This window comes from Bacteroides stercorirosoris, assembly GCF_900142015.1.
GTDB classification, from domain to species: Bacteria; Bacteroidota; Bacteroidia; order Bacteroidales; family Bacteroidaceae; genus Bacteroides; species Bacteroides stercorirosoris.
Genome location: NZ_FQZN01000034.1, coordinates 19,679 through 43,268, shown reverse-complemented (window position 1 = coordinate 43,268; position 23,590 = coordinate 19,679). Strand labels below are relative to the sequence as shown.

The 23,590-nt window shown below is 43.5% G+C and carries 17 protein-coding genes; 5 read left to right on the top strand and 12 right to left on the bottom strand.

The features are described from left to right. The first annotated feature begins 57 nt into the window (after positions 1-57). Positions 58-375 (top strand): hypothetical protein, encoded by a 318-nt coding sequence (locus BUC01_RS20305; protein ID WP_025832760.1) that lies wholly within the window; start codon positions 58-60, stop codon positions 373-375. Positions 376-513: 138 nt separating this feature from the next. On the opposite strand, the gene BUC01_RS20300 is transcribed toward BUC01_RS20305, so the two are convergent. From BUC01_RS20300 to BUC01_RS20265, 8 genes are all read right to left on the bottom strand, one after another. Beyond that, the gene (locus tag BUC01_RS20300; RefSeq protein ID WP_025832762.1) at positions 514-1,794 is read right to left on the bottom strand and encodes a DcaP family trimeric outer membrane transporter; all 1,281 of its coding nucleotides are present in this window, start codon (positions 1,792-1,794) and stop codon (positions 514-516) included. A 222-nt stretch (positions 1,795-2,016) separates the two neighbouring features. Beyond that, positions 2,017-3,474, bottom strand: a complete 1,458-nt coding sequence (locus tag BUC01_RS20295; RefSeq protein ID WP_025832764.1) for a TolB family protein — start codon at positions 3,472-3,474, stop codon at positions 2,017-2,019. Beyond that, positions 3,471-5,216, bottom strand: coding sequence for a DUF6057 family protein (locus BUC01_RS20290; RefSeq protein WP_244895776.1), 1,746 nt, complete (start codon positions 5,214-5,216; stop codon positions 3,471-3,473). Before BUC01_RS20290 ends, BUC01_RS20295 begins: the two co-directional genes overlap by 4 nt. Further along, positions 5,198-5,755, bottom strand: coding sequence for a DUF4369 domain-containing protein (locus BUC01_RS20285; RefSeq protein WP_243462524.1), 558 nt, complete (start codon positions 5,753-5,755; stop codon positions 5,198-5,200). The genes BUC01_RS20290 and BUC01_RS20285 overlap by 19 nt, the downstream gene beginning before the upstream one ends. A 212-nt stretch (positions 5,756-5,967) precedes the next feature. Beyond that, a complete protein-coding gene (locus tag BUC01_RS20280; RefSeq protein ID WP_073314666.1) occupies positions 5,968-7,095 on the bottom strand; it encodes a glycosyl hydrolase family 18 protein in 1,128 nt (375 codons plus the stop codon). Positions 7,096-7,119: 24 nt separating this feature from the next. Continuing rightward, a complete protein-coding gene (locus tag BUC01_RS20275) occupies positions 7,120-8,043 on the bottom strand; it encodes a hypothetical protein (protein WP_025832768.1) in 924 nt (307 codons plus the stop codon). Positions 8,044-8,073: 30 nt separating this feature from the next. Further along, a complete protein-coding gene (locus BUC01_RS20270) occupies positions 8,074-9,873 on the bottom strand; it encodes a RagB/SusD family nutrient uptake outer membrane protein (RefSeq protein ID WP_073314664.1) in 1,800 nt (599 codons plus the stop codon). A 15-nt stretch (positions 9,874-9,888) separates the two neighbouring features. Further along, positions 9,889-13,131, bottom strand: coding sequence for a SusC/RagA family TonB-linked outer membrane protein (locus BUC01_RS20265; RefSeq protein WP_025832770.1), 3,243 nt, complete (start codon positions 13,129-13,131; stop codon positions 9,889-9,891). Between the two features lie 842 nt (positions 13,132-13,973). Between BUC01_RS20265 and BUC01_RS20260 the strand changes: the two genes are divergently transcribed. Genes BUC01_RS20260 through queF form a run of 3 tightly spaced genes read left to right on the top strand, consistent with a single transcriptional unit; the run spans position 13,974 to position 15,777 of the window. After that, positions 13,974-14,654, top strand: a complete 681-nt coding sequence (locus tag BUC01_RS20260; RefSeq protein ID WP_025832772.1) for a queuosine precursor transporter — start codon at positions 13,974-13,976, stop codon at positions 14,652-14,654. A gap of 3 nt (positions 14,655-14,657) precedes the next feature. Continuing rightward, complete coding sequence (gene queC, locus BUC01_RS20255; RefSeq protein ID WP_073314663.1) at positions 14,658-15,311, top strand: 7-cyano-7-deazaguanine synthase QueC; 654 nt, start codon at positions 14,658-14,660, stop codon at positions 15,309-15,311. Between the two features lie 10 nt (positions 15,312-15,321). Further along, positions 15,322-15,777, top strand: a complete 456-nt coding sequence (queF, locus tag BUC01_RS20250; RefSeq protein ID WP_025832773.1) for a preQ(1) synthase — start codon at positions 15,322-15,324, stop codon at positions 15,775-15,777. Positions 15,778-15,811: 34 nt separating this feature from the next. Here queF and BUC01_RS20245 read toward each other — a convergent pair whose 3' ends face one another. Further along, on the bottom strand, positions 15,812-16,105 hold the full coding sequence (locus BUC01_RS20245) for a hypothetical protein (protein WP_025832775.1): 294 nt from the start codon (positions 16,103-16,105) through the stop codon (positions 15,812-15,814). A gap of 141 nt (positions 16,106-16,246) precedes the next feature. Between BUC01_RS20245 and BUC01_RS20240 the strand changes: the two genes are divergently transcribed. After that, a complete protein-coding gene (locus BUC01_RS20240) occupies positions 16,247-18,574 on the top strand; it encodes a sensor histidine kinase (RefSeq protein ID WP_083595481.1) in 2,328 nt (775 codons plus the stop codon). A 16-nt stretch (positions 18,575-18,590) separates the two neighbouring features. On the opposite strand, the gene BUC01_RS20235 is transcribed toward BUC01_RS20240, so the two are convergent. The 3 genes from BUC01_RS20235 to BUC01_RS20225 form a co-directional block, all read right to left on the bottom strand. Then, complete coding sequence (locus tag BUC01_RS20235; protein ID WP_025832777.1) at positions 18,591-19,814, bottom strand: glycoside hydrolase family 88 protein; 1,224 nt, start codon at positions 19,812-19,814, stop codon at positions 18,591-18,593. A gap of 14 nt (positions 19,815-19,828) precedes the next feature. After that, entirely contained in the window at positions 19,829-21,478 is a 1,650-nt protein-coding gene (locus BUC01_RS20230; RefSeq protein ID WP_073314661.1) for a glycoside hydrolase family 43 protein, read from the bottom strand. A gap of 143 nt (positions 21,479-21,621) precedes the next feature. Further along, a complete protein-coding gene (locus tag BUC01_RS20225; protein ID WP_025832779.1) occupies positions 21,622-23,565 on the bottom strand; it encodes a glycoside hydrolase family 97 protein in 1,944 nt (647 codons plus the stop codon). Positions 23,566-23,590: the final 25 nt, after the last annotated feature.

Genomic DNA, 23,590 nt, shown 5'->3' with positions numbered 1-23,590 from the left:
CTTTTACGGATAATATTATGTACTTTTGTTGATGCAATATTAAAGAAAGGAGTGATTATGAAAAAATATTCCGATTCCGAAGAACAAAAGCAAACGGTGAATGAGCCTGCTGCGGCTTATGGGCTCGACTTAAATAGCCTGAAAGTGGAAACTGTGCAATCTGTAATGCAGATTGAGAACCCGAGAATCGTACAGGAAATACGGGACTATGCCTTGCGCCTGATGCAGGAAGAGGAAGAATATGATTACCGGAACGCTCCCTGCCAGTTTACGGTGGAGGAGTTGAAGGAGGAGTTGAGGAAATCACGGGAAGACAGTAAGGCGGGAAGAGGATATACAACAGAAGAAGTTCTGGCACGTAGAAATCTATGGTAATATTGGGGGGGGATGACCAAAGACCGACAATAAAGAGAAAAGAAAGACAAAACATATGGTGCAAATCTCTTAGTTACTATACTATCAGATGATTTGCACCATTCTTGTTTCTTTTGCTATTTTAATCAATACTTTACCTTAGAACGAATACTGCACCAACAGATTCATTCGGTTGGCATGATGCGTAGAGTTACTGAAATCCGTGCGCCAGCCGCGTAAGTATTCCGCCCCTACCTGCATATTGGGAGTTACATTCCAGAACACGTTCGCTACAAGATACTGTCCGTAACGGTAGCTGCTTGCCTGATTGTCTGGGTAACCATTTTCAGAATAAAGCCGGGACATACTGTAAGTTCCGGATACGAACACCTTCGGGCAGATGTTATATTGCGCTCCGGCAAACCATCCCAACATGGGCAATGCCTGCATCTTACCCTCTTTTTCCGGGTCGGGAACGATGTCCACATTCAGGTTGCTGATGTCATTCAGATATTGTCCGATACCTTTTCCGTAAGTGGCTTGCCCGAAAATTTCCCATTTCTTGCTGAGATTGAAAGAAGTGGATGCCTGTACACCCCATCCGGTCACGTCGGATGCTTTGTCACTGAGTGTGCTGGTATAAGTCATGCTACGTACCAGGCCGCCTACACGGAGATGACTGTTTGTTCCCCAACCGTATTGTGCATAAGCAGTGAAGTCCGGCATGCGTTGCTGGGCAACTGTAAGCTGGTCGTTGGTAGTGCCGTCTACGCTTGGTACTTCTATAGAAGCGTGAAAACGCCAATTCTTCAGGCCTTTGTACGTGTAAGCAAGTTGGGTGGCACGGTAGAAGCTGGCACCGTTAGGTCCTTGGTAGTCGATGGTGGAAGGCAAGGCTGCCAGGTCCATGAAACCGCCGTAAGTGTAACCCACGGTGAAGTTAAGGAACGACATATAGGCATTGCGCAATTGGAACGCTTTGTCACCGCCCCGGAAGTTACCGGCTGTATATACCACAAAATCACCCAACAGTTTGGTGTGGCCCACCAGTTTCAGAAAGATAGTGGAAGTGCGTGCATCCATTTGGAACTGATTCTTCACTTTGCTGAAATTCGGGATATCAGCAGGGATAAAGTCTATGTTATCCACAATGCCTCCGAAGTCATACTCGGCTGTGGCGCGTACATATCCACCGATACCGAGGGCAAACTTCCCTTTCTTATCCATCAGTAGGAAACGGGGAGCCTGTGGGTCGTGGATATATCTGAACTGCGACTCATTCATGATACGGACGATTTCGTCACCCGCCTTGTCGAGGGTGACCATGACGATGCCGTTGGGAGCTTCGTCATCAATAACTACTTTTTCTTGCGCTTTAGCTGCGGAGGGAATAAGTCCGGCACCGCATAACAGAAACATTACTTTTAAGATTGTCTTCATTTAAGTTAGGATTTAGTGAATGCCCATTGAACAACTAACAAGAAAAAAGGTTGAGAAGAAAGCTAAATTTGCAATTTCGTTTTTACAATTAGAGAGTAGGAATGATAACTAGTGTGATATGCTTGGCAGGAAAGTAGTGCAAATGGAATGCATGGAGGTGTAGGGACGGAAGAATGATACATATACCGTCTTCTGAATCGTCAGTTTGGATGGTTCGGGAACTTACTGCGCGTGGTAGCGAAGACTTTCTGTCTCCTTGTGGTAGTAAAGTCTTTGTAATTCGTGAGCATCATATGTCTCTGCCGTATTATAAAGTTCAGGGATATTATAAGATTTAAATGTATTAAGATAGGTTTTCGGATTTTCTTGTGGAAGAAGGAAAGCTTTGCTTACGCTGCCATCTTTGGATACATGGGCGAAGTAAGGACGTCCGTACACTCGGTCATCCCGTTTAGAAGCAAAGACTATCCAATGGGAGTTGCTGCTCCAAGAATGGTAAGAGTCAGAATATCGTCCATTGGTTTGTTCCATTTTGTCAATCCTCCCGGTGGCAAGTTCCAACATCCAGAGGTCAGTTTCGGGATGCCAGATGGGGAAGGTACCATAGTCAGATACGGAAAACAACAGGTATTGGCCGTCCGGAGAGCATTTGGGGAAACTGACGGATTTTTCTTCGGATGAGGCTCGAAAAACTTCATGGATACTATCGCCTAATTGCCCGGTTTGGGGATTGAAGGAAATGGAATAAAGATCATAGCGCATCTGACGTGTGTTGTCTGGTTGAGGCAGATAAGGGGCACGACAAAAGTAAATGGTCTGGTTGTCGGCAGAAAAGCATGGAAAGGTTTCTTGGTATTCTTTTCCGGTGATACAAGGGGAGTCGGTTACGGTTCCTTGTTCAAAGTCTATCAGTATGAGATTGCTGCGTTGGTCAAAAACTTCCATACGTTCGGTGCGATAACTATGTAACATAGGGATAATTTCAGCAGTCGTAAAGATACCGAACCGTCCATTCTGGGAAATTTCTCCATAGACCGCACCGGCTGTGTGTTCTGTTGTTGTGTTGATTTTCCGCAAATGTCCGTCTCGGTTATAAATTGTACCTCCTTTTTCACCGCGTACATGCATGAATGTGGTGGGACTAGCGGCTCGGTTGGAGGTGTGGCAGTTTATGCAGCTGTGGTCTGTAATATTGTTGTCAGCAAGCAGGCGGGTACTGAAGTTCTCTACGTTGCGTTCACAGACTTGCAGCATATTCCAGATTTCATAGGCCGGTTCTATCAATCGGTAGCTTAAATAGCGGTCGATACTGTCGGGCGAAACATACCAATAGAAATCTTTGTAGCGTATCTTTTGTTGTGGCAGATTAGCGTAAACGGATACCGACAAGGTATCACCTTTTTCGTTTGCGAGCATCTTTGCCCACTTTTTCAGAGGGAAGCGGAGCTTGTGTGAATGGCTGTCATACTGGTATTCCTTCTTTCCCCGGACGATAACGGAAATGCTTGTCGCATCTTCCAAATAGAAATTCAAAGGAGCTATGTTGCAAGGAATGGTGATATCTGTATAGTCGGGAAACAGAGTCGGTTGTGCAGGACAGTCGACATAATCCTGAAATGAACGTTTTCCGCAGGAGAAAAGCGCCAGGGCGATGATGGATATGATGATGGATTTTTTCATGGTTTTAATTGTGCGTAATGATAATAGAACCAGTATGTTTTTCTGAATTGTTTCTGCAAAGCATGTCCGTCTCCCTGAGATTCTTCATATATGGAAAGGTATTGCAAGCAATCATTGTAAACTTGGAAGGGGATGCGATAATGCTTCAATTGTTCTTGCGGATCATCTTTTTCGTCCATACATACTATCAGGGCTTCTTGATAAAGACGGGGAGGAAGCAGACCGAAAGTCGGATAATAATAGCGGTCGTAATCTTTTTTGAAAAGTTTCAGGTCTTTATTCAATAGATGGAAGCATAATAGGTAATCGGCAGCCATCTTGTTCTGCGGATTACTTTCAATTAAATTGGCCAGTGAAGTACGCCATTGATTGGCTGAAAATAAAGTGTCTTGCTTAGCAAGCATTCGGCGTTTATTGTTCCAGTAAGGGATGGAGTTGCATTGGCCGGAATTGATGAACTCAAGTCGTTCTTTTGCCCATTTCCTATGTAGGGAGGTGTGGAGAAGCATATGCAGGTATTTTTGGGCGATGGCATAATCTTCGTTGATTATAGCGATTTCTGTCAGTTTTCGTATCATGCGCGAAGAGCGTTGGTGAGGGGTAAAGGTCATGGCAAGCATGGCGGAGTGTTGGGCTTGTGCCATGTCGCCACATTCCATAAGGGCATCAGGGCTTGCCATGCCGTATATATAGCCTGTAGAGTTATTAATTTGCAATAAAAGCCCGTGTGAAGCAGGCTGATAATGTTGCATGAGTTCGTCACAGAGTTTTCCTTGACGGGCGTAGGCTAGATTGGTGTAATAGGCGCTGAGGTAGGTAGGATAGTCGTTGTTCTTATTAAGCCGGATGACTTTATCCCAGTGACCAAAATAAGCCTCAGATGAGAATGCGAGTGTTTTCTCTTCAGAAGCATTGTATGCTTTGCCTAAGGAGGTTATACTCAGAAAGAGAATGGTATATAATGCAATCCGGCACTTATTCAGTCGGGGTACGAAAATCGGTAAAAAGGAGAGTAGCAGAAAAAGTTCGGTCAATAAGAAGACAAAGGGCTGACGTAGCATATAGTTGCTTATTAATGGATAAAAGTAGGCTTGCTTGAGTGTGAGGTAGTAGAAATAGCTGCCTCCTATCGGGATGAGAATGGAGATGCTTAGCAACAAAACTGGCGACAGACTCCGGTTGGAATGTTTGTATTCATAAACTATGGCTATGAGGACGTAGGCAAAAAAATGAGCCCCTACGGCACAATAGAGGATGAAAAATAGAATTGTATGTAATACATTTCTTGTTCGTATTGATGTACAAAATGTAATTAATGTAAATATCCAGACACTGAATAGCAGGCCAAGAGACATAGAGAGTGGATATTCCAAATGACAGGCCTCCCCCCATTCAGCTATAATGGGGAGTAAAGCCCAAAGGGATGCATGGTGAATGATACCCGTTCTGATGAGTGCAGTCCGAATTCCCAGCCAAGTTAACAGGAAGGTGAGGGTCAATATAGTGCTTCCTCCACCTGTCCACAAGAAAAATTGTGTGAGATAATCCCCGCAGATTTCGCTAAGAAATGCTGGCTTTTGAAAGTAGGTTTGTAAGAAATCTGGCTGAAGTATGCATAGGGTTATTTGCTCTTTATAGTACAAATGATACGGATATAGATGGAAGAAGAATATCCAGCAGGCTATAAAGAACAGGGGGACAAAGATGATATCTATATGTTTTCTCAGGGTGCAGGTTTCCATTTGTCTATTCCAAGTTTCTTTAGTTCATTGATTTGTTGTTCGTTGAATATATTTTCGAGTGTTATGAACAAGTAGCCTCCCAGCGGATTCATGTTCTGCTTGATGAGGTAAAAAGTTGAGTCGTTGAAATTTTGGCAGATACTATCCCATTGCTCTTTTAAAGTTGTTGTAACGATATCGTTTTCTTTATTCTTGTTTATTTTTAGTGATAGCAGGGTGGTCTCTTTTGCGGTAGTTTCCATTTGCTCTTTCCAATGTTGCAATTGATTGTTGAGTGGAGTACCGCTACTGGAACTGTTTGTTCCCATATTGGCGTGTAGTGTACCTTCTTCGGCTATGATAAGAAGACGTTGCACGTAAGCATCGGCTTGTCGGCTGATAGTGAGGTCGTAAATGCCAGAGTCTGCCGGGATGGAAAAGAAAAAAGTGCCATTTGTGATGTAGGTGGAATCTACTGTCTCCGGAGTAGGGTGGGGACGTGGCACCAGATACATGATTTGTCCGTCGTGTGCCGAAGAAATTATTCCTTCGATATTCATTGTTCTTTTTTCTGCCGTATGGCAGCCGTTGATTATAAATAGCAGTATAGTAAGATATAAGAAAGATTTATTCATATCGGCTTGTTTTCTTTGTAATCTTTAACAAAAGAAGGAGGTTGCTCCTTTGTTGTATTTATTTTTACTTATGAATGAAGATCGCAAAATCATTCGGTCAGTGGAACAACCTCCGATATTTGTGTTAAGTTTGGATATTATTGCATGACAGCATTCCATACAGCCCTGCGAAGTGTGCCGTTATCATCGTCACCTTCATAATCCCAGCACATCATACCTTTCATACCCAGTCCCAAAATCCATTCGCCTTTGATGGCAATGCTTTGAGGGTTGTCATATCCACAATAGAATTGACCATTCTTGCTTACATAGGGCACTTTTCCGGTGTCATCCCAGTTGTCGATGATGTACCCTTCATCTTTATTTAACTTAAGAATGTCCCTATAATTGATAGCACCACCGGAAGCGAAGTTGTTTCTTCCGTAGAACGGGATACCTAATACCAATTTGTTATAGGGGACACCGGCCTTTGCATAATCATTTATGGAACGTTGGCAATCCCAGTACAAGTCAGGTCTTGAAATGGCCGACTGATGTCCGGGTGCATCAGCCATGTCATATGTCATGATATTGATGAAATCGACATAAGGGGCTACGGCCGCCGCATCAATATACTTACGGCCTCCTTCTGCCCCTTCACGTACGTTCATACAGTAACCGGCATAGGTTAGCTCCGTTGATTTATTCAGCGTTTCCCGCAGGTCTTTCATTAATAAAGTAAAGTTGTCTACATCGACTTCTGCGTCAAAAGCATTACTTCCGAAAGTCATACCGGGAAATTCCCAATCGATATCAATTCCGTCGATACCTTCCTCTTTTACAAATGCTTTGCAGTCTTCTGCAAATTTTTTCCGCATCTCCGGACTTTTGCACAGGGCAGAGAATCCTCCGTGTATCGTATTGTCGGGATTGGAGACTGTATTAGTAAAAGAGAGGGTAATCTTCAGGTGATTGTATTTTTCCTTTAACTTCTTTATTTGGTCGAAACGTGCTCTGTTACCTTGAAGATCAAACTTTTCATACTTTCCGTCTTTAAAATACAATTCGGCAAAAGCATAGTTGATATGTGTCAGATAGGTCGGATTGGGGATAGTAGTACCATAGTAGGTTACATAACTAATGGCAACACGTCCCTCCACTCTTTCAGCCATTTCAGAACTGTCATCTTCGTTACCGGGACTACGCAGACCAGTGATATAATCATCATCATGGCAAGCACTCAGACTAAAAAGAATAGCGATAGATGTTATAAGTATTTTTTTCATGATTAATAAGAATTTTACAAGTTGTTATTTGAGGTTTTCAGACTCAAAGAATGCATACCATCCTTCATTTTCCCAGTCCACTCCACCTGTATACTTGCCTGGATGATAGATGGTCAGGTATTCGGGGTTTAGTGTAAGTAACCAGAACTTATTGGGATTTTGACTGTCTGTTTTTTGTCCGTTATAGTCGAAAGATGCTCCGATGGTTGGGATAGTAGTCGTAAATTCGCCTAAGACTCCTTCTTCAACTGCATCATGATTGAAAGAGAAGAAACCTTCTGCTGCTTTATTGCCTGACGTATCATAGGTAGTCATTTTATTTCCATTAAAATCAAATACCATTTTTTGATCTCCAACTTGTGCCGGACTGACTTGTCCCCACCAATATAAGGCAGAGCAGGTCTCTATCGGATTATAGTATCTCCAGGCACCGTGTGCTCCAAATCCGGCCACAATGTTTTTGTATGATTCACGGAACTTCCATGTCTTTTGGGCACTTTTGTCAGCTTTGTCTTCGGCTCCAGTCAAGAAATTAGACCACTCATCGAACACATTTGTAACTGTGATGCTGACTGGATCTGTTATTATAATTTGGTTAGCAGATATACCTACATAGTAAATCTGATAATCCAGATTCTCTGTTAAAACAATTGTGTCATTGTCTGTTACTACTGTCAGTTCGGCCTTGCCTTGTGGCTTAATATGCCAGACGCCTCCGATGTCCGGACGTGAATTCTTTATATGAACATATTGGTCGCCTTCTATGGCTCCGTCTGTATTGGGAATGGGTTGAGTAACGGAGATCGCTGCCTGTAATTCCGCTTTGGTTATCGGAGTACCGGGATTGGTAAAGTACTTGTCGCGCAAGTCCTCATCTTCTATGGGGTCACAGGCTGTAGCAATGATTGCACCTGTCAGTAAAGTCATAAATATTTTTATCGCTTTCATATTCTCTGTATTATTAAAAGATTAGACGAATTACATCTTATTCCAGTCAGTGAACAGTGCAGATGAATCCCATCCCGGATTCTGTTCGATAATTCCGTTTGATAAGTCAATCTCTGTTTGAGGGATGGGCCAATAACCTTGGGTTTTCTGCAAGCGTGCCTTATAATCGTATTTTACCATAGGAACAACTGTTGCGGCATTAATGAGATTAAATCCGGTCTGTTTGTTCAGGAGGTTACCTGCCTCTTCCAGACTTGGTCCTGACCAACGGAGTAGATCCCACCAACGGATGGATTCGAATGCAAGTTCCCAACGGCGTTCTTGTTTGATAGCATCCAATGAATAAGAAACCGGAGCCAGGTGAGAGCGGGCGCGTACTCGGTTCAGTCCCGTTGCATCTTCTTTTAATTCGGATTGCATCAGTAGTACATCTGCAAATCGGATATGGATAAGGTCGGCTATCTGAAGCAATGATTGGGATGTCTGCGAGGTGATGCCTGGATACATAAATTTACCGAAAGGAGCAATTGTATTGTTGTCTGGTTCATTACTGATGGCATTGATATTAATATATTTTTTCTGGAAATATCCGGTTTGCTCATAATAGCGGGTGGATACGGTATATTCCGGTTCGCCTTCATCCATTGTACAGTCCATCAATACATTGTTTTCATCGTTGGGATCTATGGCCTTGTACGACCAAATTGAACCGGTCAGACGGGGATCCTCAGTATATCCGTCAATGTATGTCTGTTGGTTTGCCCACGATTTCCATTCATCTACCATTGCCGGAGAAACGGGACCTGCTCCCCAACCTTGGCCGAAAGGATAACTTGCTTGGTTGGAGTAATTATCGCCTGAAGGCGAGAAGAATTGGGCTACGGTATTGGAATACCAGGTATATGTCCAGTCCGATTTTAAATTATGTTTATTGGCGAAAAGGGTTTCATCGGATGAATTACCTTCCCATTCCAAATTATGATTGATGACATATCGATATCGGTATCCTTTGTCATTGTCTTCTGTTGTTTTGTTGGTATACGCCCAAAGATTACGCTGGTCGGAAACCAGTCTATGTCCTGAATTATCCACACAGTCATCAATCCATTGAATAACCTGTGATTTAGTGACTCCTCCGGGCAGTTCTTCTTTTGCATAACGTCCGGTATAGAACAGAAAAACACGTGCCATAATTGCTTCAGCTGCATACTTGGTGGCATGTCCTTCCATTTTTGACCCTTGTGTATAGATTTTATCGGGCATAAGTTCGATGGCTTTCTTCAAGTCGGAAGCTATCAATTCGTATACTTCCTCAATCGAAGCACGGGGAATGTTCGTATTGTCAATAGTGGTGCGCAGAGGTACCCCACCAAAAATCTTGACCAACTCATAGTAGGCCATGGCACGTAGGAAGTGTGATTCGCCAAGCAGGCGATTATGTTCGCTTTGACTTGACCAGGTTTTCACATTATCCATTGTGTTGATGGCATTGTTGGCACGGTTGATAAGTCTGTAGCAACGGCTCCAAAGACTGGACAGGCCATTGATATTGGTATACATTAGAAAATTGGTGGCACAGTTGTTGGAGGCGGAAAGATTACCACCTAAGCAGTCATCGCTGGCTAACTGGGCGGTGTAGAATTCGGAAGACAGTTCGGGGTCTTCAAATAAGAGATTCGCATATATGGCTGTCACCATCTCTTGTGCATCCTTTTCCGTTGCAGGAAAATTGGCAGTTGTCTTTTGGGTAAGCAGATCGGTATCAAGGAAGTTTTCACATCCCGAAAATAAAATCGCTGCTGTTGATAGTATTAATAATATTTTTTTCATGATGTTTCTCTTTAATTAGAATTTAACGTTAACACCTACCATAAAAGTACGGGCACTCGGATAATATCCTAAATCGATGCCGGAAGCCCATCCCTTGTCACTATCGTTTTCACTACCGAACCCGATTTCAGGATCCATGCCGGAATACCCCGTGAAGGTGAAAAGATTTTGTGCTGTGAAGTATAGGCGAAGTTGCTGAACCGGCAGTTTTTTGAAAGTTTTTTTGAAATCATATCCGACAGTAATGTTCTTAATTTTCAGATAATCTCCATCTTCTATGTAGATATCAGATATCCTATTCCAGTTGCTGCTGACAGAGCTGCTCAGGCGAGGCATCTTATTGGAAGTGCCTTCGCCATGCCAGCGGTTATATATATCCGTTGTATAATTGTTCAGCGGAGAGGCTACGAAGTCACGATAACATTTGAAAATTTGTTGTCCGAAAGCTCCGTATGTAGTGACGGCCAAGTCGATACCTTTCCAACTGGCATTGAAAGATAATCCCATTGTCAAGTCAGGATTGGGGTCACCTATTTGGGTACGGTCATCCTCGGAGATGCTGCCGTCACCGTTTGTGTCCACCCAGATCACATCGCCCGGCTGCGTTTTATTTCCATTTAGCTTGGCGCCTTTATAATTGTCTATTTGCTCTTGATTCTGGAAAATTCCGGCACTTTTATAACCGTAGAAATAACCGATAGGATAGCCTACTTCAGCACGGAATAATTCTGTGGCACCTTCCCAAGGTATGCTTTTGCTTCCGTGTATGATGCCGTCTGCATTAGCAATTTTAGTTACTTCGTTTTTATTCTGCGCTAACGTCAGGTTGACACCGTATTGAAAGTCCTTACCAACATGGTCATTCCAGTGTAAGGCGACTTCAAAACCCCTGTTCCTGACATTACCGCCATTGACGAATACGGCGTCTGCACCCAAGGACATGAGTACGGGAGCTGTAACCAACCAGTCTTTTGTCATTTTGTTGTACCAGTCGAATTCCACAGCGAGACGGCTGTTGAAGAAACGGGCATCTATACCGATGTTCAGCTGTTCCTGTGTTTCCCAGGTCAAATCTGGGTTGGTCAGACGGTATGCGTAAGAACCTGTACTGATAAGATCCATAGAGTCGCCAAAGCTATATCCTCCATAATTGTTATTGGAAGTGATGAGTGAAAGATATTGGAAAGTGGATACATTGCAGTTACCATTCTGTCCCCATGATACACGGAATTTCAGGAAGTCCAACCAATTCCATTTAGGCATGAAACTTTCATTGGTAAGTACCCATCCGGCTGATATTGATGGGAAATATCCCCAACGATGCCCACGGGCAAACGTAGACGACCCGTCAGCACGCATAATGACAGATGCCATGTATTTTTCTTTGTAGTTATAGTTGATACGACCAAAGAATGAAGCAATGGAACCTTGTCCACTGGGAGAACCGGTCAACGAAGATACGCTGTTGCTTTTTAGAGGGACATTAGAGAGGTAGGCATGTTCAAAATCGTAAAAATTAGAAGCAATGGCTGAACCGCTCATACTTTCACCCATCCCCCATTTTTCCATACTTTGTCCTATTAACACATCAAGGTGATGGTCGGAAATGCTGAAAGCATAGTTGGCCGTATTGTCTAATGACCAGCGATTATAAAGAGAAAAAGACTGTGTTACTTTGTCTTCTTCATTTTGCAGTGTGGCACTCAACAAATCGTATCTGGGGATATAGGCACGATAGCTGGAAGCTCCCATAATGTATCCAAACTGGCTTTTTATGCGCAGATTTTTGATTGGCTGTAGTTCGGCTGCAAAGCTGCTTTGTAAGTAATGTCCTTTGCTTATATTTTGATTGGTCATATAGTCCATATAAGCCACGGGATTTTTATTGGCACCGTTTGAAGTATCCCATTTATAACCGTCTGCAAGCTGGTCAGCGTATTGATAATAATTGCCATCGGAATTATAGATGTGCATGAGTGGACTCATAATCAGCATATTGTGCACACCGTTCCAGTATATACCGCCTGTTGCGAATGAACCTTTGGTCTGGGAGTATTTGTAATTTAGGGTTTCGCTGATTTTCAGAAAATCCAATTTCCCTTTCTTTATAACCACATGCTCTGAATTGATGCGGAAGTTATATCGGTTCATATTGGGGACTGCATTCGGAGTTCCCATTGTGGCTTCTTGGTAGGTGTAGGCACCACCAATTGCAAATGTGGAGCGCTCTGTGCCACCTGTGAAGTTTATGGCATGATTTTGTACCAGAGCATCTGTGTTTTGAATTTCCTTTAGCCAGTTAGTTCCTTGCCAAGTACCGTCTTGGATAGTTTGCAAATCTTTGGCGGGTATATAAGAAGCCCAATCCCAAGGTGACTGACCGTCCATTACTTTGCTTTCGTCTTGCATAAGCATGTATTCTTGTGCGGATAGGAGGGTAGGAATTTTATATAAGTTTTGTATACCTACATAGGCATCGTAAGTTATTTGTGATACCCCTTCTTTGCCTCGTTTGGTAGTGATGAGAATAACACCGTTGGCGGCTCGTGCACCATAAATGGCAGCAGATGCAGCGTCTTTTAACACATCTATTGATTCGATGTCATTGGGATTTAATCCGTCAATACTACCGTTTGTCACTCCATCCACTACGTAGAGAGGAGAAGAATTTCCGGTAGTACCCATGCCACGAATAACTACTTTAAAACCTTGTCCTAAAAAACCATTATTTTGAGTAATGTTTACTCCTGGAGATTGACTTTGCAATGCACCAATTACGTCTACCGTATTCAGTTTGGCAATATCATCGCCTTTTACTTGGACGGTAGCACCGGTTACTAATTTTTTCTTCTGGATTCCATAGCCTACTACTACTACTTCTTCCAATAATTCCGCATCTTCTATCAAAGTGATTTCCATATTGGGAGCCGCCTTTGTTTCCTGTGTCTTATATCCGATGAAAGAAATAACCAAAACGGCTCCTTTGTTTACGGTAAGTGAGAATTTACCATCTATATTGGTAACAATGCCATTGTTTGTCCCTTTTTCCAAAACACTTGCTCCGATAACGGGTTCGCCCGTTTGATCTACTACTTTACCGCTGATGGCTTGCGATTGTAGCTGTTCTGTAATTACATTAATGTTTTCTGAATTTGTTTCAGTAGCCAGAGCGATGTTGCTTCCTGTTAATAGAGTCGCAATGGCTAGGGCTGTGAGGAGTTTGCAATGCAGCATTCCTCGTGTGTGATTTTCATTCATGATTTGATGATTTTGTTTAAACCAAATTTGGAATTTAAAATAAAATAGATAACGAGATGAACAATAAAATGTCTGGGATCTTCAATTTCTTTTTCATAAGCAATTGTTTTTCTAAGATTAATATTATAAATCAAGGTGTTGTAGCATTTTAAATCAGGTGTTGTTTTATATATTGTTCTGATATTGCTACTTCAAATATAAATTATTGTTTTCTTAATTAAAAAAAATAGAGTGATGTATTAATAACTGTTATATGTCATTTTCTTACATTAATAAATTTGCGTGAATAAAATATTGATTTTGTTTATTTCTATGTGTTTGTATTTAAGATTTTCTTTATTTATATATATCGTTGTGTATTGTGATGTTATATTGCATATTGTGCTTTTGTATGTTTGATTATATTATTGTTGTATGGTTTTTGTTTAAGGTTTATTAAGTATTTTGGCCCTTGGAAAGTAGAAGAGTTTATAGCATACAAGCATTTACCATCGCTACTTTTAGTTAAAAAGTATAATATGTATTTATGTGTAAATTTAGGGGTAATTTAGTTTTTGTTTAGATTTAATGCGGATATTGAATGGCATTAACACCGTCCCCAAACGTTCCTCTCGCTGTAGTTTATCCGTGCTATAGACAACGGAGATGGTACGGTTTTGCTAAGGGCCGGTTATGTCTGGTGCTTACTCCTTTGCCTGTCAGTGATATAAAAGTTTGCCTTTCCAGATACATAATGTTGCCCATATTAAAAACATATCGTATTTTTGCAATCGAATTTATTGATGTATGATGCCGTGAATAGCGGTCGTGTATTCTAGAACACCACGTAAAAAACAGGAGTTATGAAGCAAAAAGTATCTGTACCCTTTATGCTGCTGGGCATTCTGTTTAATGTTTGCCTGATTGCAGCCAATCTTCTTGAAACGAAAGTTATCCAGGTTTTCGGTATTACCGTTACCGCAGGATTGCTGGTTTTCCCTATTTCGTATATCATTAATGACTGCATTGCCGAAGTGTGGGGCTTCCGTAAAGCGCGCCTTATCATCTGGAGTGGTTTTGCCATGAATTTCTTTGTGGTCATGTTGGGACTGATAGCAGTAGCATTGCCTGCTGCACCCTTTTGGGAGGGGGAAGCCCATTTTAATTTTGTCTTTGGCATGGCGCCGCGTATTGTCGTGGCAAGTCTAACCGCATTTTTGGTCGGCTCATTTCTTAACGCCTACGTCATGAGCCGTATGAAGGTGGCAAGTGGCGGACGGCATTTTTCAGCCCGTGCCATTTGGTCGACGATAGTGGGGGAGACGGCGGACTCTCTGATTTTCTTTCCCGTGGCTTTCGGCGGCATCATTGCGTGGCGTGAACTGCTGATAATGATGTGTATTCAGATTGTATTGAAATCCTTGTATGAAGTATTGATTCTTCCGGTCACTATCCGTGTTGTAGCGGCTATCAAGCGTATTGACGGCAGTGATGTGTACGATGAGGATATATCTTATAATATATTGAAAATCAAAGATATTTAAGACGTGAATAAAGAAGTTGCATTAGTAGTATTTAGTGGCGGACAAGATTCTACCACTTGTCTGTTTTGGGCGAAGCGTGAATTTAAGAAAGTGATTGCTTTGAGTTTCCTGTACGGACAAAAACATGAAAAGGAGGTAGAACTGGCGCGGGAAATTGCCCGTAAGGCAGATGTGGAGTTTGAGGCGATGGACGTCTCATTTATCGGCGGGTTAGGGCATAACTCGCTTACGGATGCTACCATGATTATGGATCAGGAAAAGCCGGAAGGTAGTTTTCCGAATACATTCGTGCCGGGGCGTAACCTGTTTTTCCTGAGTATTGCTGCCGTGTATGCCCGTGAACGTGGTATCAGTCACATGGTGACGGGAGTATCTCAGACCGATTTCAGCGGATATCCCGACTGCCGGGATGCTTTTATCAAATCCCTTAATGTGACTTTAAATCTGGCTATGGACGAGCAGTTCGTAATCCATACTCCGTTGATGTGGATTGATAAAGCGGAAACTTGGGGGCTGGCGGATGAATTGGGAGTGCTTGAGTTGATCAGGAACGAAACTTTGACCTGTTACAATGGTATTCCGGGTGATGGTTGCGGTCATTGCCCTGCCTGCAAGCTGCGCCGTGAAGGATTAGAGAAATATCTTAATAGTAAATGATGGTATAGTTATGACTGAATTGAAAGACCAACTCTCCCTTTTGGGAAGAAAAACAGAATATAAGCAAGATTATGCTCCCGAAGTACTGGAAGCTTTTGATAACAAACATCCCGGGAATGATTATTGGGTGCGTTTTAATTGTCCGGAATTTACCAGTTTATGTCCCATAACCGGGCAACCTGATTTTGCAGAAATCCGTATCAGCTATATTCCTGATATTAAAATGGTGGAAAGCAAGAGCTTGAAACTCTATCTTTTCAGCTTCCGGAATCATGGTGCTTTCCATGAAGATTGCGTGAATATCATAATGAAAGACCTTATTAGCCTGATGAACCCTAAGTATATTGAGGTGACGGGTATCTTTACTCCGCGTGGTGGCATTTCTATTTATCCGTATGCTAACTATGGGCGTTCGGGAACCAAGTATGAAGCTATGGCGGAGCAACGTCTTATGAATAGAGAATAAAGAAATGGGGTGTTGAGAGAAACACCCCATAATATTACTTTTTGAAGATTGTTACCTCCGTAGCTTTCAGGATTTCTGTTCCTCCAATCTTTTCCTTGACACATGTCACTTCTACACTGTCATTTAATAGTACACCACCTACCTTGTTTGTATTGGCATCCATTGTACAGATGTTTACTGTATCTCCCTTACCGGTGATCAGGGTGATGTTATTCATTGAGGCATCATAAACGATTCCATTAATTACTTTGGACGGGTTTTCTTGTTTACAAGAACTAAAACAACTTGTAATAACAACAAGTGTGAATGAAAAAATCAACTTCTTCATGTATAATAGTTTTTCGTGATAATTGTTAAGCGCAAATATAAAATTATTTATTGAAAAAATATTGATTGCCGGACGGAAAATATTTAGCTGTTGAACTAAAAGTTCTGTTTATGTGTTTTAATATAGTCAAATTGTGCAATCATGAGAATACTTTTTTCTATAAAATATTTTGTCCTCATCATTCTTTTATGTCTTTCTTTTCCCGTATCAGCCGAAGACAAAAAGGAAAATGCAAGTACCGATTTGTTGATTATCAGTAGTTATGTGTCCGGTGCTCCGTGGAGCCAGACCATCATTTCACACATCATGCAGAAAGAATATGACCGTAGGGATGTGAGTATGAAAGTGGAATACATGAATATTCTGACTATCGAAACTCCGGAAATCCTGAAACAGTATAAGGAAAATCTTTTCTCCACTTACGGGGAGACTCCGCCTAAGGCAGTATTAATGTTAGGAAATGCCCCCTTGTTGCTTCGGGATGATATGCGTAAGCATTGGGGGGACATATCCTTGATAGTATGTGCTGAAAGCAAATATGTGGGGTCGGATAGTACCTATATTTATAATCAGGTAGTGCCGGAACAAAACAGAATTTATTTGCGGGATTTGCGCGACCACTATAATATGACTTATTTGCGGGCGCACTCTTTTATTCCGCAAAATATCCGGATGATGCGTAGCATGCTTCCTGATATGAAAAGTCTGCTTTTGATTGGCGACCAGACTGACCGTGATATTGATTACGACCAGCAGATACAAAACTTGATTAAAACGGAACATGCTGACCTGGACTATAAATTCTTGTCTGCCGGTACCTGGAGTTCGGATCTGTTGCTGGACACATTGCGGCAGGTATCTCCCAAAGAAACGGGAATCCTGTTTGCTTCGTGGTTCCATAAGCGGATGTTTGCGGGGAATATGGTTCTGATGGCGAATTCCTATAAAGTGATAGCCAACTCTTCTATGCCTTGTCCGTTCTTTGCTTTGTCAGCTTCCTTGTCGAGCATTGAGGAAGACGGGAATATCATAGGAGGGTGTGTTTATGACATGGATTTGTATTGTGAGGAAATTGTGAAAGCGGTTGATGCCGTGATGGACGGTAAACGGGCGCGTTTCATTCCGCCTTATGAGCCGGAGCCAATCGTAATTTTTAATTATCCTTATATGGTGGACTTTGGCTTATCTCCTGATAACTGTCCAGCAGGAACCGTTTTTCTGAATGCTCCGCCTACTTTTCTTGAAAAGTACCAGTCGGCTCTTGTTGTAGGAAGCATACTGTTATTGTTGGTTGTGCTGTTTTTCCAGTTCCGGAGAAATAAAATACTGGAACGGCTTCAGCTGGTGGAACAGAACCAACGCTTTACACATACCAAGCTGGCTATGGCATTGGAGGTGGTCGATCTGCTTCCCTGGCAGTGGGACTTACAGACGGATGAGATTACATATAGTTCATATACCCCCATAGAACCGGGAAAGGAAGCAATATCGGAGATGACTTATTCTATCAAAATGCAAGATTATCTCACGTATATTTGTGAGGAAGACAGAGAGCGACTTCGGAAAGTCTTTCAGGATATACGCTCCAATAAGGTCAAGGAGATTCGGGAAGAATACCGCATTCATCGTCCCGATACTATGGAACGGGATATGGACTGGATGGAAGCTCGTGGCTTTGTAGAACAATATGATGAGAAAGGTACTCCTTTGATGGTGGTCGGCTCTTCGCTGTTCATAACGGAACGCAAAGTGGCAGAGCAGGAACTGATTGCCGCCAAGGAACGTGCGGAAGAAGCCAACCGGCTGAAATCAGCTTTCCTTGCCAATATCAGTCATGAAATCCGTACTCCGCTGAATGCCATTATCGGTTTCTCCGGTATATTGACCATGACGGAAGATGAAGAAGAGAAGCGGGAATATGTCAACATCATAGAGAAAAACAATGCCATTTTATTGCAGCTCATCAATGATGTACTCGACTTATCTAAAATAGAGGCCGGAGCCATTGACTTGCATTATTCTGAATTCCGACTGAATAAGATTTTAGTCATTCTTAAAGACGTGATAGAACGACGTCTGCAGAGTGGGGTTGAGTTGATTTTTGAACCCGGAATGCCTGATGATTATCTTGTCTTCTCCGAACAAAACCGCTTGCAGCAACTTGTGCTGAACTTCCTGACCAACGCCTGTAAGTTTACTTCGAGCGGCAGCATCCGTTATGGGTACGAAGTTCGTGAGAAGAATATTTATTACTATGTGACGGATACGGGTAGCGGAATACCGGAGGATAAACTGCAACTTGTTTTTGAGAGGTTCATAAAGTTGGACAACTTCAAGCAAGGCACCGGTTTAGGCCTTCCCATTTGTCAGCTTATCATCCAGAATATGGGTGGTGAAATAGGGGTGAAATCCACGTTAGGCAAGGGATCTACCTTTTGGTTTACGCTTCCCCTCCAACCAAAACGGTAAGAGGGGAGAGCGTTTTTTATAGGACAGCCTTGTCTTCGATCAAGTTTTTCAATCGTATCAAGGCTTCAATGTAGTAATAATCTGCATAGATGATAGCGGCATCTATTTCTGAGTCATTAGGCAAATGACCGGTAGAGTGGAGGAGGAATGCGGGCTTGTCTTTACCGCATTGGTATTGGTCCGAGCTCAGGCTTGCCAGCATTTTTATAGCCGCATCTTTATATTCACTGCCTTTCTTTCCTGGAAGATAGGTAGATAGTTCCAGTAAAGCAGAGGCTGTTACGCAAGCGGCAGAGGCATCGCGTGGGGCGTTGGGGATACGGGGATCATCAAAATCCCAGTAAGGCACGTAATCTTCTGGCAATCTTTGCAGATAAACGTCCGTCACCTTCTGCACAAAGTCCAGATAGCGCGGGTCGAGGGTTTCCCGATAAACTACTGTATAACCATAGATAGCCCATGCCTGTCCGCGTGCCCACATCGTATTGTCCGCATATCCCTGGTGGGTAACTCCTTTGATAAAATCTCCCGTCAGCGTATCGTATACAGCCACATGATAAGAGGTGTAGTCCGGACGGAACTGATACTTCATGGTTTTGTCAGCATGGGATATGGCTATATCCGCCAGATATGGATTGCCACCGTTTTTAGCTGCCCAGAAAAGCATCTCCAGATTAATCATGTTGTCCATGATTGTATTGTGCCCGCCAAACATTTCTACATTTCTCGGCCAGGAAAGAATGGTTCCTACGCGTGGTCTGAACAGGGTTGCCAATGAGTCTGCCGTATTCAGAATTACTTGTTTGTATTCCGGGTTGTGCGTCAGGCGGTAACCGTTGCCGTAGCTGCAAAAAACAAGGAATCCCAAATCATGGTCGTATGCCGGAATCTGCGACAGGAATTTCAATGACTCAGTAAATTTCTCCGCTTGTTCCTTGATTGCCGCTTTGCCGGTATATTCATAGTCATACCATAATACGCCCGGCCAGAATCCACTGCACCACTCATCTTTTGTCGCTTTTCTGCAATGCCAGACGTTGAGGCTGTCCATGATGTTACGGGGCATCATGGTGTAATCGATTGTGCCATCAGCTTCTTTGAGTTCAGTCAAAGTGCGCTGTACCTGATCGTTGCAGTAGTCCAGTGCTTCATAAACATCAATACCTGTTCCTTTATCGGGCATGTTGCAAGCTGAAAGCAGGCACAAGCATGCACCGAACAATAATCCTTTTGTTTTCATATAATCAGTTCTTTTTATTTGTCAATACGAAACCAGTCAGCATCTACCCATCCTCTTTCTTTACCGTAGGGAGTGGTACTGAATAATCCTACTTTGGCGCCTATCCATTTCCCCTGCCGTGCAGTAAAAGCTGTACCGGCTGTTTTATATTTCTTTCCATCCAGACTGTAATAGAAGTGGCAGATGCCACCTTTACCGACTTTCACCCGCAGGTAGATATCTCTTTCATAGTTCGGAAATAACCCGGCCTCATACTGACGGCTGGCGGGTATTTCCACTAAACGGATGACTGTTTCAGGTGTTTTTTGTTCTGCGTCCTTGCATGTCACTTGTTTCAGTATAAATTTATCTTCCTCTTTTTCTACGCCTATGTAGCAATAATCCCATCCCATCACAATCAGTCCCGATTGTTGACCGTCCATTTTGGCAGAAACCTTTAACTTGGCAGTGGCGGTAAATTCTTCTGCCATAAATTTCTGTAACAATAGGTTGGGCACTTCCCAGAAGTTTACGAAGTCTTTGGAAAGAACGTGTCCGTAGATGCGTATGAAACCAAGATCGGAGGTGAATCCGAATGTGTCCTGATAGTTGGCATGCCATTCCCATTGCATCCCCAGTCGGCGGGTGTTGAATTCATCACTTTCTGCCGGTGTCTCCACAGGGTAGCTTTTGCCAACATTGGGTTTCCTATAGCGGGTTACGGGTTCACCGCAACCGTCACCATCTTTGTCTTCGCCTATTACGGGCCAGTCATTCACCCATTTCATCGGGTTCAGATGAACCACACGTCCGTACATGGCCTTGTCCTGGAAATGGACGAACCAGGATTCGCCGGTTGGTGTGTCTACCCATGCACCTTGATGCGGACCGTTAATCTCCGTGTTGCCCTGAGCCATGACGATTTTCTTCTCGTACGGACCGTACACGTTGCGTGAGCGCAACACTAACTGCCATCCGGTGGCTACGCCTCCCGCAGGTGCAAATATGTAATAATACCCATTTCGTTTATAGAGTTTGGGGCCTTCTACCGTATGGTTCACCCCGTCGTTTCCATCAAATACCAATACCGGTTCACTGATGACTCCGGTTCCTTCCGCGTTCATTTCGCATACGGTGACGACACTGTTGAATGCTGCCCGGCTTCCGGCCCATGCATGTACCAGATAAACTTTTCCATCTTCATCCCATAGGGGGGCAGGGTCTATCATTCCCCGTCCGGCTTTCACTAGTACGGGCTTTTCCCATTTTCCGGCAGGGTCTTTGGTCTTTACCATAAAGATGCCGTGGTCGGGGTCGCCCCAGTAGATGTAGAATTCTCCGTTATGATGGCGGATGGATGGAGCCCATACGCCTTTGCCGTGCTGAGGAGAATTGAAGAAATCTGTAGGCTCGATCTCTTGCAGGGCATAGCCTGCATACTTCCAGTTCACCAAATCCCGGGAATGGAGAATCGGCAATCCCGGAGCACATCCGAAGCTGGAAGCTGTCATGTAGAAATCTTCACCAACAGCGCAAACATCCGGGTCGGAATAATCAGCATGCAGCACAGGGTTTATGTAGGTGCCGTCTTTCTGGTCGGCTACCCAAACCTTGGATACATATTGAGCTTCCGCTTGCCAGCATGAGGCACATAATGCAGTTACGAATAGAAGTATCTTTTTCATCCTTAATTACCTTAAAATAAAAACATCCTGAAAACAACTCTTTTTACCTTAAAAAATCTTCTACCTGATTCATCCATGTTAGAGTCTTATATCGCTTATTAATACGATTAAGTGCTTATGTCCACTCAATGAAAAAACAGCTTTTATAATTTTTGTCCTTTGTAGGCCTTGTATTTCTTCATCTCTTTTCCGTCGACCGGTATAAGGCGTATGGCAGCTCCACCGCTGGGTTTCAGTTGAAACTTTATGGTCTGGGTGCTCTTTACTAACAGATAAGTACACTTCACCTGTGTTTTGGTTTTCACTTTCTCACCTCCGTCTGTGTAGATGCAGGCAAGGTAAGTTTTATCCTTATCCAGGAAAGAGAGAGAGACGTTCTCGGCAGAACCGTTATTGTTTGTTAGGAGTGCAACGAACCATTCCTGTCCTTTGCGACGTGCCATGGTGATGTTTTTGCCGGGTGCTCCGTCCAGTACCTTTGTATTGTCAAATACGGTTTGCAGGTTCTCGAACCATTCAATCTCCGGTTCACCATTATAAAATGACGGTTTGTCGTACCAGAAGATGGTTTGCAACGGACTGTAGAAGACGAGTGAGGCTGCCAGTTGATGGGCATGCGTGGTCTTCAGCCGCTTGTCGTAGTAACAGATGGTATAGTCGGCTGCACCATTGATCATGCGGGTGAAAGGTAATGTCACATTGTGAGTTGCATCGGGAAATTCTTCGTTACCGCAGATTCCTTCCTGTGTCAGCAGGTTGGGGTATGTGCGGCTGAAACCGGAGGGGCGGTATTCATCGTGAATATTTATCAGCAGATGGTTCTCGGCTGCCAGGCGTACCATATCGTGCATCCATGTGGCCCAACGATGGCTGGCATATTGCACAAATCCGGATTTCACGCCAACAATTCCCCATTGGCGGAGCAGTGGAAAAAGCTCCCGCATTTGTTTCATCAGCGCATGCTGGTTGACGTATACCCAGATGCCTACGCCTTTTTCTTTACCGTATGCTATCACGCGAGGCATATCCAGTTTGGCAACTACTTTGGTGGCGTCACCGTCGTGTGAGGTGCAGGGCATATACCATTGCCAGTCGAAGAGCATGTAGGGAATGTTGTGTGCTGCACAGAAATCTATGGTTGCAATGGCTCCTTCAGTGGTGATGGTGGTTTCACGCATTATCTTGCCCGGTTTCACCCAGGAAGCAGCATCCGGTATTTCACAGGGCGGATTCAGATTCTGGATGATGTCGTTGTGTTCCAGCAACTCTCCGGGTTTATCGGCTACCATGATAATCTTCCAGGGAGTAGCGTAGTAGGTCACTACGTCTACGGGACTGTACATGACGGAAGTCAGCGTATTCTTTTTATCCGTGGAGGCAAGATACTTTGTGAGGCACCAGTCGTCTACATCGGCATCGGCCAGCGCAGCCCATGTCCCGCCGGGGAGTTCCAGGGTCAGCGCACGTTCCACCGGATGTTTGATGTCGTTGATATCCAGATATTCGAAGAAAGCCTGCGCCCATTGTTCCGTCCATGCTTTCGTACCTTCGGGAAGTGTGTATTCGGTCAGATCGCCTACGACTTTATGGAAGATGGCTTTCGGGTGTTCGGGAAAAAAGTAACGGAAAGCAACGCCTTCGTCATAGGCACGCACTTCGATGTTGAGGCGGTATCCGGAATTGTCTTTCTTGGATAAGTAGAGGGTGGCTGCCTTATAATGGTCGTGCACCGTACTGCGCTCGCCATAAAGAGGGTGCCACGTGATGTTGGTTTCGGGCTGATAGGCTACGGAGTCTACTTCCAGGTTATCCATCCAGCACGCAGGCTGCTTGAGGTCTCTTGCTCCGAGAGCCATCTCCCAGATGCGATTGTCCAGTTCCAGTCCGGCACGGGATTCATTGATTACGGAGTTACCTTTGTAGTCCACCCGGTAATAGAGTTCGTTCACTGACGGTGACACTTGTTTCTGGTAGAACGCAATTTCCTGTGTTCCGTTGGGAGATGCCAGCTTTAGTTCCTTTGTGTTCCCTGCAAGGAGAGTTGAACTGAAAGCCAGCATCATGATTGCTGAGTTTATATTCTTCATGATCTTCATACGTATTGTTTTTATA

Excerpts from the sequence above, each read along its gene's own strand:
- BUC01_RS20260 (WP_025832772.1), top strand. The coding sequence starts at position 13,974 with ATGAAGCAAAAAGTATCTGTACCCTTTATGCTGCTGGGCATTCTGTTT.
- BUC01_RS20265 (WP_025832770.1), bottom strand. The coding sequence starts at position 13,131 with ATGAATGAAAATCACACACGAGGAATGCTGCATTGCAAACTCCTCACA.
- BUC01_RS20290 (WP_244895776.1), bottom strand. The coding sequence starts at position 5,216 with ATGGAAACCTGCACCCTGAGAAAACATATAGATATCATCTTTGTCCCC.
- BUC01_RS20295 (WP_025832764.1), bottom strand. The coding sequence starts at position 3,474 with ATGAAAAAATCCATCATCATATCCATCATCGCCCTGGCGCTTTTCTCC.
- queF (WP_025832773.1), top strand. The coding sequence starts at position 15,322 with ATGACTGAATTGAAAGACCAACTCTCCCTTTTGGGAAGAAAAACAGAA.
- BUC01_RS20275 (WP_025832768.1), bottom strand. The coding sequence starts at position 8,043 with ATGAAAGCGATAAAAATATTTATGACTTTACTGACAGGTGCAATCATT.
- BUC01_RS20300 (WP_025832762.1), bottom strand. The coding sequence starts at position 1,794 with ATGAAGACAATCTTAAAAGTAATGTTTCTGTTATGCGGTGCCGGACTT.
- BUC01_RS20305 (WP_025832760.1), top strand. The coding sequence starts at position 58 with ATGAAAAAATATTCCGATTCCGAAGAACAAAAGCAAACGGTGAATGAG.
- BUC01_RS20225 (WP_025832779.1), bottom strand. The coding sequence starts at position 23,565 with ATGAAGAATATAAACTCAGCAATCATGATGCTGGCTTTCAGTTCAACT.
- BUC01_RS20280 (WP_073314666.1), bottom strand. The coding sequence starts at position 7,095 with ATGAAAAAAATACTTATAACATCTATCGCTATTCTTTTTAGTCTGAGT.
- BUC01_RS20240 (WP_083595481.1), top strand. The coding sequence starts at position 16,247 with ATGAGAATACTTTTTTCTATAAAATATTTTGTCCTCATCATTCTTTTA.
- BUC01_RS20270 (WP_073314664.1), bottom strand. The coding sequence starts at position 9,873 with ATGAAAAAAATATTATTAATACTATCAACAGCAGCGATTTTATTTTCG.
- BUC01_RS20230 (WP_073314661.1), bottom strand. The coding sequence starts at position 21,478 with ATGAAAAAGATACTTCTATTCGTAACTGCATTATGTGCCTCATGCTGG.
- BUC01_RS20285 (WP_243462524.1), bottom strand. The coding sequence starts at position 5,755 with ATGAATATCGAAGGAATAATTTCTTCGGCACACGACGGACAAATCATG.
- BUC01_RS20245 (WP_025832775.1), bottom strand. The coding sequence starts at position 16,105 with ATGAAGAAGTTGATTTTTTCATTCACACTTGTTGTTATTACAAGTTGT.
- BUC01_RS20235 (WP_025832777.1), bottom strand. The coding sequence starts at position 19,814 with ATGAAAACAAAAGGATTATTGTTCGGTGCATGCTTGTGCCTGCTTTCA.